Raw genomic sequence first — 14,461 nt, 5'->3', positions numbered from 1 at the left:
CATCCGCCATGCGTCCCGCGGACTTCCGCCGATGGCGCCGCCTGCTAGCCTTTACGCCATGAAAACCATCGGCCTGCTCGGCGGAATGAGCTGGGAATCCACCGTCACCTATTACCAGCTGATCAATCGCGCGGTGCAGGCGCGGCTCGGCGGCGTGCATTCGGCGCGCCTGCTGCTGCACTCTTTCGATTTCGGCGAGCTTGCGCCTCTGCAGCAGGCCGGCGAATGGGACGAGGCCAACCGCCGCATGGCGGACGCCGCGCGCCATCTCGCCCAGGCCGGCGCGGACTTCCTCATCATGTGCTGCAACACGATGCATTGCGCGACGCCGCAGATCGAGGCGGCAACCGCCATCCCCTTCCTCCACATCGCCGATCCGCTCGGCGCCGCGATCCGCGACGCCGGCTTCACACGCGTGGGCCTGCTGGGGTCAAATCATACGATGGAGCAGGATGGCATTCTTCGCGGCCGGCTCAAGACGCGTTATGGAATCGACGTCGTGCTGCCGGAGGGCGCCGAGGCGGCAGAGGTCAGCCGGGTGATCTATGAGGAGCTCGTGCGCGGGAAATTCCTCGACTCGTCCCGGGCGACCTATCGCGACGTCATTGCCGGGTTGGTCGCGCGGGGCGCGCAAGCGGTGATCCTCGGCTGCACCGAGCTTCCGCTGCTCGTACGGCCGGAAGACGCCAGCGTTCTGCTGTTCGACACCACCGCATTGCACGCCGCCGCGGCCGTCGAGTTCGCCCTCCGGTAGTTGTCGGCTATCGCGTACCGGCGCGGAAATTCTGCGCATGTGTCGCGCGCAGGCCGGCCAGACCGTATTTGTCGATCGCGCGCTGCCAGGAGAGGAATTCCTCCACCGTCAGGGCATAGCGCGCGCAGGCGTCGTCCAGGCTCAGGACGCCGCCGCGCACCGCCGCGACGACCTGCGCCTTGCGCCGCGGCACCCAGCGCTTCGTTTGCGGTTCCGGCAGTTCGAAAGGCGGCGGAACGCCCGCGCCTGCTTTGAAAAAGTTCTTTTCGGCCAATCCCATCGCGTCTCTCCCAGCGGTTTCTCACTGGCAATAGTCCGCAACCGCGTAAAGCGTTCCGAGGGAACTTGACGGACAGCAAACCGCCTTAACGGACTGCAAAGGCATTCGTTAAAACTGTGCGCTCGACCGCCTTGGCGGGATGTCCTAGGGTCACAACGCGTCAGATGGCTGGATGGCTGCTTTTCGCCGCAAGGCGGGAAGAGGAAAGTCCGGGCTCCACGGAGACACGGTGCCGGTTAACGGCCGGCGGGGGCGACCCCAGGGATAGCGCCACAGAAACATACCGCTAACCCGCGTGAGCGGGCAGCAAGGTTGAAATGGTGCGGTAAGAGCGCACCGCGGTCCCGGCAACGGGAGCGGCAGGGCAAGCCCCACCGGGAGCAAGACCAAATAGGGACGGCACGTAATCCGTTTCCGGATAGCCGTCCGGGTCGGTCGCGCGAGGTGTGTGGCGACACACATCCCAGAGGAATGGCCATCCATCCGCGCAAGCGGTGGACAGAACCCGGCTTACAGGCCATCTGACGCGTTGTTTCGAGCGCCAGGCCGCGCCGTTCATGCCGGACGTGTCCAAGCATGAGCGGCTGCGAGCCGCCCGGGCCCTACGCGACCATCCGGTCGAGCCGCGCGCGGATGATCGTCTCGGCCTCGCGCATGATGCGGTCCATCAGATCCTTGCAGCTCGGGATGTCGTGGATCAGGCCCTGGGTCTGGCCGGCCGACCAGATGCCGTAATCGGTGTCGCCCGTGTCGTAGACCTTGCCGCCGCGGGTGCCGGCCACCAGCTCGCGGACATCCTCGAACTTGGCGCCGCCGCGCTTCTCGATCTCCACCACCTGCTGGCTGATCTTGTTGCGCGCCACGCGCGACGAGTTGTGCATGGTGCGGAAGATCATGTCGGTGTCGCGCTCGTCGTGATCGACCAGGGCCTGCTTCACCTTCTCATGGATCGGCGCCTCCTTGGTCGCCATGAAGCGCGTGCCCATATTCGCGCCCTCGCAACCCAGCGCCAGCGCCGCCACCAGGCCGCGCGCATCCGCGATGCCGCCCGACGCGATCACCGGGATCTTCAGCTTCGCGGTCGTGACGGGAAACAGGACCAGCCCGCCAATGTCTTCCTCGCCGGGATGCCCCGCGCACTCGAAGCCGTCGATCGAGACGCAATCGACGCCGATGCTCTCGGCCTTCACCGCGTGGCGCGCGGTGACGCATTTGTGGATCACCTTCACGCCCGCCGCCTTGAAGGCGGGAAGGTGCGGTGCCGGATTGTTGCCCGCGGTCTCCACCACCTTCACGCCGCTTTCGCAGATCACCTGGCGGTATTCGTCGTAGGGGATCGGATTGATCGACGGCAGGATGGTGAGATTGATGCCGAACGGCTTGTTGGTCAGGCCCCGCGTCTTCTCGATCTCCTTCACCAGTGCTTCCGGCGAGCCTGGCGTAAGCGCCGTGAGGAATCCGAGCGCGCCGGCATTGGCGACGGCGGCGATCAGCTCCGCCTTGCCGACGCGGGTCATGCCGCCGCAAGTGATGGGGTTCTCGACGCCGAACATTTCGGTGAAGCGTGTCTTGATCATGGCATTTCCCTTCGCAGTTTTCTCTGCTGCGGAACGTGCCGCGTTTTCGCGCCCGGCGGAAGGGGTGGTGCCGTTACGGAAATGGCGTCGGCGCCGCCCCTCCTTCGACAGGCGTGGAAACCAGGCCTTTTTCGGCCTCGCGGTTCAGACCTTCAGCCGCACTTCGTCAGGCGAAGCTTGTTGGAATTGAACGTGCTGCCGTCGACGATGACCGATTCCGCGCGCAGCGTATTGTCCTCGAAGACATAGACGTCCGTGATCTTCTTGCCGCCATTCTCGAAGCTGGCCTTCCACGTCCGGCCGTCGAACGCGGAGGCCGTCAGCGCGAAGTCCTGCTTCTCGGGATAGAGAATGTGCAGCGTATCGGCATCGACCTGGATCATCCCGTTCGGGCAGGCGTCGCTCCACGTTCCACGCAGGGCCTCGGGGGTCGACACGCCGCCGCTGCAGGATGCGAGCGTTGCGCTCAGCGCGGCAATCAACAGAAGCTTGGCTTTCACGGGCGATTCCCCCAAATCGATTCGTGTCGAATCTAGCGGCGGCATTGATGGGCCGCCACAGGGAACTCACCCCAGATAGGGGTCGCGCACCATGATGGTGTCGTCGCGATCGGGGCTGGTGGACAGCAGCGCCACCGGCGTGCCGATGAGCTCCTCCACCCGGCGGACATATTTGATCGCATTGGCCGGCAACTCGGCCCAGCTGCGCGCGCCGCGCGTCGAGCTCTGCCAGCCGTCCAGCGTCTCATAGACCGGCACGAGCTTCGCCTGGTCGTTGGCATCCGCCGGCAGGTAGTCGAGCAGCGCGTCGCCCAGCTTGTATCCCACGCACACCTCGATCCGCTCGAAGGTGTCGAGGATATCGAGCTTGGTGAGCGCGATGCCGTCGATCCCGCCGGTGATCGCGGTCTGGCGCACCAGCACGGAGTCGAACCAGCCGCAGCGCCGCTTGCGTCCCGTCACCGTGCCGAATTCGTTGCCGCGCGCGCCCAGCGTCTCGCCGATCGCGTTCTGCTGCTCGGTGGGGAAGGGGCCTTCGCCGACGCGCGTCGTATAGCTCTTGGTGATGCCCAGCACATAGCCGATCTGGCGCGGGCCGACGCCGGCACCGGCCGCCGCCTGCCCCGCCACGGTGTTGGACGAGGTGACATAGGGATAGGTGCCATGATCGATGTCGAGCAGCACCGCCTGCGCACCTTCGAACAGCACGCGCTTGCCGGCGCGCCGTGCCGCGTCCAGTTCGCGCCAGCTCGATCCCGCATAAGGCAGAAGCTTCGGCGCGATCTCGGTCAGCACCGCCAGCAGCGCCGCGGCGTCGATCTCCTCGGCGCCCGCGCCGCGCCGCAAGGCATTGTGATGCGCCAGAAGGCGTTCGATCTTCGCCGGTAGCGATGCGAGGTCCTTCAGGTCGATCACGCGGATCGCGCGCCGTCCGACCTTGTCCTCATAGGCGGGGCCGATGCCGCGCTTGGTGGTGCCCAGCCGCTGCAGCGAGTTCGACGATTCGCGTACCGCATCCAGCTCGCGGTGGATCGGCAGCACCAGCACGGCGTTCTCCGCCAGCACCAGCACGTCGGGCGTCACCGCGATGCCTGCTTCGTTCAGCCGCCCGATCTCCTCCAGAAGCGACCAGGGATCGACCACCACGCCGTTGCCGATGATCGAACGCTTGCCCTGGATCACGCCGGAGGGGAGCAGCGACAGCTTGTAGGTCTTGTCGCCGACGACGATCGTATGCCCGGCATTGTTGCCGCCCTGGAAGCGCACGACCATCTCGGCCCGGTTGGCCAGCCAGTCGATGATCTTGCCTTTACCCTCGTCGCCCCATTGGGCGCCGATCACGGCGACGTTGGACATATTCCGTACCCGGACAAGATGGCTATCCCGCGAGGGATTCGCGGGCACGGTGTCCAGTTATAGCGCCGCCGGGCGGGCGCGTGAAACGCGCGTTCCGCCGCACGCCGGCCGCCGAGGCGCCCACAATCCGCCACCGTGACGCGGTTCCTTCCCCGGTGTCGGAGGGCCGTCCATGCATACCCCTTTCGTCCTGTTGGGGACGCAGCATCTCATCGTCATCGCGCTGACCTTCGCGATTCCGTTGGCGCTCGCCGCCGCCCCGCGGCGCGCCGACCTGTGGATCCGGCGCGGCTTCGCGGCACTCCTCATCGGCACGTGGATCGCGTGGTATGTGCTTTTCGCTGCGCGCGGCTGGCTGGGCGCGGGCAACGAACTGCCGATGAACCTGTGCGACTGGGCGACCGTCGCGTTGCTCGTCACGCTCCTCAGGCCGACCCAGCGCGCCTTCGAGCTCGCCTATTTCTGGGCGCTGGCGGGCACCACCCAGGGTCTCTTCACGCCCGACGTGACCTACGCCTTTCCGGAAGCGCAGTTCATCGTCTTCCTGCTGGGTCACGGTACGATCATCGCTGCAGTGATCTATCTGATGGCCGGAAGCGCGATGCGGCCGGTGCCCGCGTCGATCGCGCGCGTGGCGGTGTGGACGCTGGTCTATGCGGGCATGGCGGCGCTGACGGACTGGGTGCTCGGCGTCAATTACGGCTTCTTCCGCGCCAAGCCGGGACACGCCACGTTCTACGACCTGCTGCCGCCATGGCCTTACTACATCCCGGCGACGTTCCTGATCGGCATGGCCGCGATCTTCATCCTCTATGCCCCTTGGTTCGCCGCCGATCGCCTGCGTCCCCGGCGGCCCGCGCAAGGATTGCAAGCTGGGAAAACGGACGGTTGAGCCCAGGCAACCTCAGGCTTTTTGGAAGCGAATTGCGGGCGTCCGTTCGATGCCGCGTTGCGCATGGCGCATCTGAAATCGAAGGCCGCCTTCAGTCGCCTTCCGGCGTCTGCCGCCGGCGCAGGCCGCAGTCCTGCATGGCCGCGACCAGCAGTCGGGTCTCCAGCGGCTTGGGTACGAGCGGGAACGCGCGCCATTCCGGCGGAAAGGCGCCGAGGCCGCGACCGGTCGAGAAGACAAAAGGAACTTTGCGCCGCAGCAATTCGGACGCCAGGGGAAACACGAGTGCCGCCCCGATATTCACGTCCAGGATAGCGAAATCCGGGGTGATCGACTCGAGGACGCTCCAGCCTTCATCCAGGTCGCGGGCGATATGGATGTCCGTATAACCCAGTTCGCCGAGCATATCCTCGAGGTGGATCGCGATCAGGAACTCGTCTTCGACGACCAAAATACGCATGAGCCCGACAGCGACGCTGTCCCCTTCTTCGGCCGGCAATCCGCCGGCACTGTGTCAACTACTGGACATGACAGTAGTTCCCGCGTCTTAGCCATGTGTCCTAAGGACTTATGCTTAACGCCGGGCCGCCTCGCGCCTCTTATGTCCACTACTAGACAGACCCGAGAACGGCTTCGGTGCTAATCGCGAACAAGGGACTGTTCGAGGCGGATTCGGGCGTGGCCAAAGCAAAGGCACGAATATCGGGCGGAGCGACGCTTCCGTCCGGTGCGGCCCCCCGCCCCGGTAACCAAATCCTTCGCCTGCTGCCGCGCGGGGCGCTGGACACCCTTTCACCATGGCTGCGGGACGTCGACCTGAACCATGGCGAGACGCTTTTCGAGCCCGGCGATGATGTAACCCATGCTTTCTTTCCGCTGGACGGTGCCGTCATCGCGCTCGTTCTGCCGATGCAAGACGGGCACGCCGTGGAAGCGGCAACCATCGGTCGGGAGGGCGCGGTCGGGGGCGTGGTCAGCCTGGGGATGAAGCCGGCCTTCGCACGCGGTCTGGTGCAAATCCCCGGCAAGGCCCTGCGCATCCCGGTCGGGCGGCTCGAAGCGGCCAAGCGGTCGTCGCCGCGCCTGCATGATATCTTCGCCCGCTATGCCGATTGTCTCGTCGCCCAGGTGTTTCAATCGGTCGGATGCTCGATGGTCCATCCACTCGAGGCGCGTTGTGCCCGGTGGCTGCTGCTCACGCACGACCGGCTGCAGCGTCCGGATCTGCCGCTGACCCAGGAGGCGCTTGCCGAGATGTTCGGCGTCGCCCGCACCTATCTGACGCGCGTCGCCAGCACCCTCCAGCGCCGCGGCGCGATCTCCCATCGGCGCGGCATCGTCCATATCGAGCAGCGCGCGCTGCTCGAGGAGGCGACCTGCGAATGCTACGGCACGGTGCGCCGGCATTTCGAGCGCATCCTGCCCGGGCTTTATCCGGACTTGGAGGCTTGAGCGTTTTGGTGCACTTCTCGTTCGCGCGGCATTTGCGGCGAGGAGAGGGCGGTGGTATCGGCAAGGGCAAACACGAAGAACCGGTTGCTGGCCGCTTTGCAGCCGCGCGACTTCGCGCTTCTGTCCGCCGGATTCGAGACCGTGACGCTGAAGACCGGCGACGTCCTCTTCCGGCCCGGCGAAAATGTCGAGTGCGTTCATTTCCCCGAGCCCGGCACCATCGCCGCGCTCGTCCTCGACCTGCGTGACGGTGCGATCTCCGAAGCGGCCATGGTCGGGCAGGAAGGCGCGCTGGGCGGCATCGTCAGCGAAGGCGACAAGCCGGCTTTCGCGACGGGTGTCGTTCAGATCGGCGGCGGTGCCCAGCGCCTCTCCATCGAGCTGTTCGACCGCGCCAAAGCCCGCTCGCCCGCCATGCGCGATCACTTCGCGCGCTATGCCGACTGCCTGCTCGCCCAGGTTCTTCAGTCGACGGCCTGCAATGCGGTGCATGACCTCGATGCGCGGTTGGCGCGCTGGCTGCTCACGCTGCGCGACCGCCTGGAGAGCGACGAGATCGGCGTGACCCAGGATTTCATCGCCCAGATGCTCGGCGTCCACCGGCCCTATGCCACCCGCATCATCGGCGATCTCGAGAGAACCGGCGCGATCCGCCGCGGCCGCGCCAACGTCACCGTCGTCGATGTGCGCCGGCTCGAACTGCAGGCCTGCGAATGCTACGGCTATCTGCGCCGCCATTTCGAGCGGCTGTTGCCGGGCGTCTATCCGGGCTGAACTCTCGCTTGGGCCCTCGCTGTGCAAGGGTGGCCTGTTGCGGGTGCCGACGGCCGAATGTTCAAGAACGTGTTATGCCCGTATATGACGCATCCGAGTTGGGAACTTGAATAGTCGTCATGCTATCCAGAGGCCTTGTTTCTCCAAGCAAAATCGCAACCGCGTCGTAAACATTACCTTTACCGAATAATTTGCTTTTTCTTGTTGCCGGACAAGTGTTTAACTTTGCTACCGCCGAAGGGCTGCTAGGTTGTCTTTGGCGGAATGGTGCGTATCCGGCCGCACACCGGCTGGAGTTTGCCATGAACAACGCGCCGCCGGACGGCTGTCGCGTTGAGGCGTTGCGTGGGGCGAATGAACGTTCAAACGACAGGCTATCCGCAGGGAAGCAGGCACGTCGGCATCGCCCAGACATGGCGGGCCGATGTCCCGATTCAATATGCCGTGTCGGCCCTCGCGCAGGCTGTCGATACCGCGATCATCGTTGCGATCAGCATTCTGTCCGGAATGGCCTTCCAGTCGATGGCCCATGGAACGACCGGCAATATTCCGGGATTCGCCGCGACCGGCGTCATCGTTTCCGTGCTGTTCTGCGGTCTCGTGCGCCTGCAGGCTTCGCGCGAACCGCGCGGGAGCGCGACGCGCCTGGGACGGGCGCGCATGGCCGCGATCGCCTGGGTCGTCACCTTCCTGTTTCTCATCGTTCTCGCCTTCAGCATGAAGATCAGCGCGCAGTTCTCGCGCGGCGCGATCTTCGCCTTCTTCACCGTGGGGATGGCGGGAGCGCTCGCCTCGCGGATGCTGACGCCGCGGCTGCTGGCCGGCTGGATGCGGGCCAGCGCCTATCGCGGATTGGAAATCCTCGTCGTGGCGCCGAATGCGAGCGCCGATGCCGACCTCTTGCGCGAGGAGTTGGCGCAACAGGGCTGCGAGAGCATCCGGATTCTCGGATTCGACGATGGTTGCAATGCCGTCGACTGGGTCGGCGAGCGCAAGCGGCTCCTGCAACGCGTGTTCGACGCCGCGCGGTCGGCCGCGCCGGGCGAAATCTACGTCCTGGGGGGGCGGCTGTCCTTCGATGAGGTCGGCGGACTGATGTCGGGACTGCGCATCCTGCCGCGCGCCGTCTATCTCGTACCCGACGAGCGCGTCTCGACGCTCCTGCAGCACTCGGTGCGCGGGATCGGCGCGGTCGTCGCGTTGGAGATGCAAAAAACGCCCATGACCAGCACGGAGCGCGTCCTCAAGCGCAGCCTGGACCTGGCCGTCGGCGGCGCGGCGCTGATCTTCCTCTCGCCGTTGCTCCTCGCGATCGCGATCGCGATCGCGGTGGATTCGCACGGTCCGTTGATCTTCCGGCAGTCCCGCCTGGGCTATCGCGGGCGCCCCTTCAGGATATTCAAGTTCCGGACGATGACGGTGCTCGAGGACGGCGACGCAGTCCGGCAGGCCTCGCAGAGCGACCATCGCGTGACGTCCGTCGGCCGCTGGCTGCGCCGGTCGAGTCTCGACGAACTGCCGCAACTGCTGAATGTGCTGCGCGGCGAGATGTCCATCGTGGGTCCGCGGCCCCATGCGGCCGCCCATGATGCGCTCTATGCCAAGCTGATCGAGAATTACGAAGTGCGCCAGCATGTGAAGCCGGGCATTACGGGCTGGGCGCAGGTCCATGGCCTGCGCGGCGCGACGCCGAATCTCGATCTGATGTATCGCCGCATCGAGATGGACATCTGGTACGCATGCAATTGCAGCCTGCCGCTCGATATCCAGATTCTTTTCAAGACGGTCGGAGCCGTCGCGGGCCAGAAGAACGCCTTCTGACCCACAGAAGGCGGTCCCGGTCTCAGAAGAATCGTTCGCCGACGCGAATGATGTCGCCGGGCTCGACCCGCGTGCTCTGATCGGCCGGAAACCTCTGCTCTTGCGTGCCGCCATGCCGCCGGATGTAGACCGAGCCGTCATCCGCCCGGAACGTGAAGCCGCCGGCCAGCGCGACGGCGTTGAGGACCGTCATGTCGTTCACATACGGATATTCGCCGGGCTTGTTCACCTCGCCGATGATGTAGAACGGACGATAGTTCGCGACTTCGACGCTGACGCGCGGATCCTTGAGGTATTCGCCGTTGCGCAGCGTGTCGGCGATCTCGGCCTCGAACTGCCGCACCGTCAGGCCGGCGGCCTTCACCTGGCCGATCAGCGGCAGCTGGACCGAGCCGCCCCCGTCGATGGCGAACTCGCCGCTCAGGTCGGCCTGGCCGTAGACGCTGACATGCACCTTGTCGCCCGGGCCCAGGCGATAGGTCGAGTTGATCGAATCGTCCGGCGCTGCGACGGTCTGTGCGGCGGCTGGCGCGATGGCACCGGGAGTCAGGCAGGCAGCGAGCGCGGCAAAGGCCAAAAGGCAGGCTACGGCTAACGCTCTCATCTGTGCCCCTCTCGTTCGTCTCGTGCTGCCAGCATGGCCGATCCTTATCAGATAGCGTACCGGCCGGCGCCGGCACAATTGGATAGTGAACTGCGGTAAATGCGCGTCGCTCCGGTCGGCGCGGCACGCCGGTCGATTCAGGCTTTCCGGAGGGCGGCCCGCGCTTCGGGGTCCGTCATGTCCGCCAGCAGCGTAGAGCGCAAATGGGGCGGCAGCTTGGCGAGGAAATGCCCGAGGGCATCGCGCTCCGGCGGCTTGTGCCACAGGCCGGCAACGAGATCCGCGGCGGCGAACTGCTCCTCGATCGTCAGCCGGTCCCAATGGGCGACGCGAAACCGCAGGCTGGGCCACATCACCGCGAATTCGCGGGGCGTCGCGAGCCAGGACATCCGCAGCGCGGCATGGGCGAGGGGATCGAGCCCGATCCGCGCGGTACGGACATAGGCAAGTCGCAGCCAGGAATTGCCGTCGGCGGGCGCCTCGGCGAGGCGTGCCCGCAGCAGGTTTTCGGCCGTCAGCTGCAGCGACGGCGCCAGAAAGCTCGCACGGTTGCGCTCGGCAAAAAGCGACGCGACCTGCGCCGCATCGTCGAGATCGCTCGCGTTCAGCACATGGTCCTGGTCTCCGACGATCGCCTGCTGCACCGCCTGCGCCAGCCCGGCATTCGAAACCGGCTCGCCGAACCGGATGGCCTTCGCCACCGCATGGAGCCGATAGAGCGCCAGATCGTGCCGAAGCAGACCGCCGGAAAGGACGATCAGCCCCAGCGCAAACGCCAGCAGCGCGAACGCCGCAGGCCTTGCGCGCCACGCCGGCGGCTCATCAGGACGCGTAGTAGTCTTTGTATTTTCCATAATAGCTGTAGCTGTCGCCGTGATAGCCGTAGCGCGTCTGGCGCTTGCGATCGGTCATGCTCAGCGCCACGCCGGCGATCGGCGCGTCGAAGGACAGCAGCAGCCGGAGCGCCTCCTGGGCGGCATCCTTCGGCGTCTCCTCCCAGCGGATGAAGAAGACGGTCGTATCGCACAGCCGCGCCAGCAGGCGCGCATCGATCACCGGCAGGACCGGCGAAGAGTCGATCAGCACCAGGTCGTAGCTCTGCCGCGCCGCTTCCAGGAGATTGCGCATCGCCGCCGACGACAGGATGTCGGGCGGATTGTTGACCGTCGCGCCCGGCAGCAGGATGTGCAGCGAGCTGATCTCGTCCTTGATCACCGCCTCATGCACCTGCGCTTCGCCGCGGATGCACTGGACCAGGCCAATGCCCTTGTCCTGTTTCCGCTTCAGGATCGCTCCGATGCTGGGCCGCCGGATATCGCCGTCTATGAGCAGGACGCGGTCCCCCGCCTGGGCGCAGGAGCGCGCCAGCGACAGGGCACCGGTCGATTTGCCCTCGTTCGGCAGCGCCGAGGTGATCAGCACCAGCACCGGCTCCGAATCGACATTCGACAGCTGAATCCCCGCCCGCAGCATCCGGAACGCCTCATTGTAGGCCGACAGGGGTTTGTGGACGACGATCTCCGAGGGGGTGTGCGGGGTGCCGTTCCAGGAAAGTTCGGCGCTGTCGACCAGCGGCAGGCTTGCCAGCATGGGGAAATTGAGCTCGCTCTCGACCTGCTGACGCGTGCGCAGCCCGCGATCGAGCTGTTCGAGCAGGAACGCCATGATGGCGGCGGCGAGCAGTCCGGCCCCGGCGCTGCCGGCGAGATAGAGCAGGGTCTTGGGATAGGACGCATTCGCCGGCACCGTGGCGCGGCTGATCACGCGCGCCTGCGTGGTCTGCAGCGTGCCCTGTTCGCCCAACTCGTTGAAGCGCTTGAGGAAGGCCTCGTAGAGCGACTTGGCGGAGTCGGCGTTGCGTTGCAGCTCGCGCAGCTGGACGTTGGCCTGGCTCGCCGTGGCGTTCTGTCCTTCCGCGTCCCGCAGTCCGTTCTGGACGACGGCAAGTTGCGCGCTCGACACCGCGACGTCGCTTTGCAGCGCGGACAGGATGCGCTGGATTTCACCGTTGATCTGCTGGTTGATGCTGTTGATCTGCTCGGTGAGCTTGATCATCTCCGGATGGCGGGCACCGAAGGTCGAGGAGAGCTGCGACTGTTGCTGCAGCAGCGCGGCCCGCTGCGTGCGCAGGGTCTGGAACACCGCGGAATTCATCAGCTCAGGGATCGCCTCGACCGAACCGCCGCGCGCGAGCACGGCACGAACCCCGTTCAGGCGCGTCGCCTTTTCCGCATAATCCGTGCGCGCCTTGAGCAATTCGTCATTGAGGTTGGCGACGCGCTGATCCTGCAGGGTCTGGCCGGCCTCGTTCAGCGTCTGCAGATGGTTCGCGGCGGCATAGCTCGCGACGGCGCCTTCGGCTTCGGCGACCCGCTTGCGCAATTCGGCCAGGCGCTGGCTCAGCCAGTTGTTTGCGATCCGCGTGGCTTCGAATTTCGCTTCCAGCTGGTCGGTGATGTAGCCGTCGGCGACGGTGTTGGCGATCCGGGCGGCTTTCGCCGGATCCTGCGACGAAAACTGGATGGTGATGACCGAGGTGCCTTCCGCGACGCCGGCCGTCAGGCGGTCCTCGAACCGTCCCATGGTGGCGATCCGCACGTCGTCCTTGTCCGGCGTGCCTCCGCCGCCCAGCCCGGCGAGATTTTTGAGGGACCGGACGAGGCCGAAGCCGCCCGTCGCGCCCGCGCCGAACTCCGGGTCGGATTCGAGATCGAGCTTGTCGACGATCTTTCCGGCGAAAGACGACGATGTCAGGATCTGGATCTGGTTCGCGATGGAGATCGGCGGGCCGGACTGCTCGCCCAGAATCTGCTGAAGGTCGACGGCGTTCTGGTTCTCGGGATCGAACAATACGGTCGAGATCGCCGTATAGCGCGGCGTCAGGCTCATCGTATAGGCGACGCCGATGGCGGTCACCACCACGAAGGCGGCGAGCATCGGAATCGCCCGCCGGCGCAGCACGGCGAGCAGGGCGGCGATCGAAAGTTCCGGTGTGCTGCCGACGAAGCGCTCCGCGCCTTCAGCGCGTTCGGGCGGTAAGATTTCCCCAGCCGCTGGGTTTTGAGTGTCCATAGGTCCCATACTTTGAAGCGCCGACGGCGCGGGCGCGAGCGGACCCAGCATCGCATTTCCGGCTGCGCCCGGCCATCCTTGGTTCTTGCCGGCTAAAGCGCCAGTCGCAGATGCGCCTCTACGATATTCTGGCTGTAATTGGTGCCGGGAACGTTCGAGTCGCGTGTGTTGTACTGGTAGTCCGCCACCAGATGGATCTGCGGCCGGAAATGGTAGTCGATCCCGAATCCGGCGGTGTAGATGTCCTCGTTCCGGACGACCCCGTGATAGTCGTTGTTCGTATAGGCGACGTTCGCATTCAAGGTCACCGAGCGGGTCAGCGCGTGCGAGACGTCGAGCGACGCGACGGTCGCGAAATAGCCGGTCGCTCCGACCTGATCGGTTTCCTCGATCGAGCGGTGCACGTCGAGCGTGACGTCGGTGAGCCGCGTCGCCGACCAGTGCAGCTGGGCGCCGTAATCGACGCCGCCGATATTCGTCAGCGGCGCTTTGTAGTCCTGCTGGAGATAGCCGACATAGGCTTGGCCGTCGACCAGATGGCTCAGCTGCACCCGGACGCCGGCATCGGCCTGATAGCCCGTCGAATTGCGGAACTTGAAGACCGCCAATTCATAGTCGCGCTGATTCCAGTTGGCGCGGGCGAACACCTGGTAGCCGGGGCTGAACTGGTAGCCGAGATCCAGATAGGCGCTCGCGACGTCGCGGTTGCGGTCGACCTCGAAGAGCGTGCCGCCGCCGACCGCCGGGGTGTTCTGGAAGCGAAGCGTCGTATAGGCGCCCCCGATGTCGACCTGCAGCCGGTCGAAGACGTGCTTGATGTCGGCGGCGTTGTTCCACCGGAAATAGTTCGTCGGCTTGGCCGCATTCGTGGTGACGTTCGTGTTGCCAGGAAGCTCGGACAGCCGCGCATATTCGGATGTCGCGTCGAACTGCGTGTCCGATCCCAGATCGAACTTGGTTTCGCCGCCGAACAGGTAATTGTCGGTATTTTCCTGGGTCAGCGTATCGAAGCGGCGCAGATCGTACTCCGCCTTCAGCACGACGAGATAATGGGTCCAGGTGGATTCGAGGCGGAGTGCCGGATGGACGTCCCAGCTGACATCGGACTTTGCGCCGGTGTCCACCGCGAAGACGTTGTCGTTGTACTGCCCGCTCAGATCCAGCGACGGATAGAGCATGAAGCCGCCCAGATGGATGCCGAGTTCGGATTCCGGGCCGACATTGGTGGGCGCAATCTGCTGGGCGGTCGCCGTCCGCGCCGACAACAGGCCTGCACACACAAAGGTCAGTGCAAAAGTAACCTTACGCCCCGAAATCACGTGTCCGTCCCCCACTAACGCTCATCGCCGATATTCTCTGCCGCTTGTCTTACGAACCGC

14 protein-coding genes and 1 other RNA gene are annotated in these 14,461 nt (G+C 65.5%); 6 read left to right on the top strand and 9 right to left on the bottom strand.

The window, feature by feature from the left end; genetic code table 11:
* The first annotated feature begins 58 nt into the window (after nt 1-58).
* Nucleotides 59-754 carry an aspartate/glutamate racemase family protein gene (locus WDM91_12550; protein MEI9995418.1) on the top strand — a complete coding sequence of 232 codons (696 nt, stop codon included), beginning with the start codon at nt 59-61 and terminating at the stop codon, nt 752-754.
* Between the two features lie 7 nt (nt 755-761).
* Here WDM91_12550 and WDM91_12545 read toward each other — a convergent pair whose 3' ends face one another.
* A complete protein-coding gene (locus WDM91_12545) occupies nt 762-1,034 on the bottom strand; it encodes a DUF1153 domain-containing protein (GenBank protein ID MEI9995417.1) in 273 nt (90 codons plus the stop codon).
* A 160-nt stretch (nt 1,035-1,194) separates the two neighbouring features.
* Here WDM91_12545 and rnpB point away from each other — a divergent pair.
* Nucleotides 1,195-1,563, top strand: an RNA gene (rnpB, locus tag WDM91_12540) — RNase P RNA component class A.
* Nucleotides 1,564-1,636: 73 nt separating this feature from the next.
* Here rnpB and WDM91_12535 read toward each other — a convergent pair.
* From WDM91_12535 to WDM91_12525, 3 genes are all read right to left on the bottom strand, one after another.
* Nucleotides 1,637-2,611 (bottom strand): nitronate monooxygenase family protein, encoded by a 975-nt coding sequence (locus tag WDM91_12535; protein MEI9995416.1) that lies wholly within the window; start codon nt 2,609-2,611, stop codon nt 1,637-1,639.
* A 152-nt stretch (nt 2,612-2,763) separates the two neighbouring features.
* Entirely contained in the window at nt 2,764-3,111 is a 348-nt protein-coding gene (locus WDM91_12530; GenBank protein MEI9995415.1) for a hypothetical protein, read from the bottom strand.
* A gap of 66 nt (nt 3,112-3,177) precedes the next feature.
* On the bottom strand, nt 3,178-4,467 hold the full coding sequence (locus WDM91_12525) for an adenylosuccinate synthase (GenBank protein ID MEI9995414.1): 1,290 nt from the start codon (nt 4,465-4,467) through the stop codon (nt 3,178-3,180).
* 172 nt (nt 4,468-4,639) lie between these two features.
* On the opposite strand from WDM91_12525, the gene WDM91_12520 reads away from it, so the two are divergent.
* The gene (locus WDM91_12520; protein ID MEI9995413.1) at nt 4,640-5,359 is read left to right on the top strand and encodes a TIGR02206 family membrane protein; all 720 of its coding nucleotides are present in this window, start codon (nt 4,640-4,642) and stop codon (nt 5,357-5,359) included.
* A 91-nt stretch (nt 5,360-5,450) separates the two neighbouring features.
* Here WDM91_12520 and WDM91_12515 read toward each other — a convergent pair whose 3' ends face one another.
* Nucleotides 5,451-5,858, bottom strand: coding sequence for a hypothetical protein (locus WDM91_12515; protein ID MEI9995412.1), 408 nt, complete (start codon nt 5,856-5,858; stop codon nt 5,451-5,453).
* A 137-nt stretch (nt 5,859-5,995) separates the two neighbouring features.
* Between WDM91_12515 and WDM91_12510 the strand changes: the two genes are divergently transcribed.
* From WDM91_12510 to WDM91_12500, 3 genes are all read left to right on the top strand, one after another.
* Nucleotides 5,996-6,811: a Crp/Fnr family transcriptional regulator gene (locus WDM91_12510; GenBank protein ID MEI9995411.1), complete on the top strand. Its 816-nt coding sequence runs from the start codon at nt 5,996-5,998 to the stop codon at nt 6,809-6,811.
* 51 nt (nt 6,812-6,862) lie between these two features.
* The gene (locus WDM91_12505; protein ID MEI9995410.1) at nt 6,863-7,585 is read left to right on the top strand and encodes a Crp/Fnr family transcriptional regulator; all 723 of its coding nucleotides are present in this window, start codon (nt 6,863-6,865) and stop codon (nt 7,583-7,585) included.
* A 354-nt stretch (nt 7,586-7,939) separates the two neighbouring features.
* Complete coding sequence (locus WDM91_12500) at nt 7,940-9,406, top strand: exopolysaccharide biosynthesis polyprenyl glycosylphosphotransferase (protein MEI9995409.1); 1,467 nt, start codon at nt 7,940-7,942, stop codon at nt 9,404-9,406.
* 22 nt (nt 9,407-9,428) lie between these two features.
* Here WDM91_12500 and WDM91_12495 read toward each other — a convergent pair whose 3' ends face one another.
* The 4 genes from WDM91_12495 to WDM91_12480 form a co-directional block, all read right to left on the bottom strand.
* On the bottom strand, nt 9,429-10,010 hold the full coding sequence (locus tag WDM91_12495) for a polysaccharide biosynthesis/export family protein (protein ID MEI9995408.1): 582 nt from the start codon (nt 10,008-10,010) through the stop codon (nt 9,429-9,431).
* 137 nt (nt 10,011-10,147) lie between these two features.
* The gene (locus WDM91_12490) at nt 10,148-10,864 is read right to left on the bottom strand and encodes a hypothetical protein (GenBank protein ID MEI9995407.1); all 717 of its coding nucleotides are present in this window, start codon (nt 10,862-10,864) and stop codon (nt 10,148-10,150) included.
* Nucleotides 10,833-13,082 (bottom strand): polysaccharide biosynthesis tyrosine autokinase, encoded by a 2,250-nt coding sequence (locus tag WDM91_12485; GenBank protein MEI9995406.1) that lies wholly within the window; start codon nt 13,080-13,082, stop codon nt 10,833-10,835. Before WDM91_12485 ends, WDM91_12490 begins: the two co-directional genes overlap by 32 nt.
* A gap of 92 nt (nt 13,083-13,174) precedes the next feature.
* Entirely contained in the window at nt 13,175-14,347 is a 1,173-nt protein-coding gene (locus WDM91_12480) for an outer membrane beta-barrel protein (protein ID MEI9995405.1), read from the bottom strand.
* Nucleotides 14,348-14,461: the final 114 nt, after the last annotated feature.

Origin of the sequence: Rhizomicrobium sp., assembly GCA_037200385.1 — a bacterium.
Classification (GTDB): domain Bacteria; phylum Pseudomonadota; class Alphaproteobacteria; order Micropepsales; family Micropepsaceae; genus Rhizomicrobium.
Note: the sequence above shows the minus strand (reverse complement) of the source record. Positions and strands in the feature narration are given on the sequence as shown.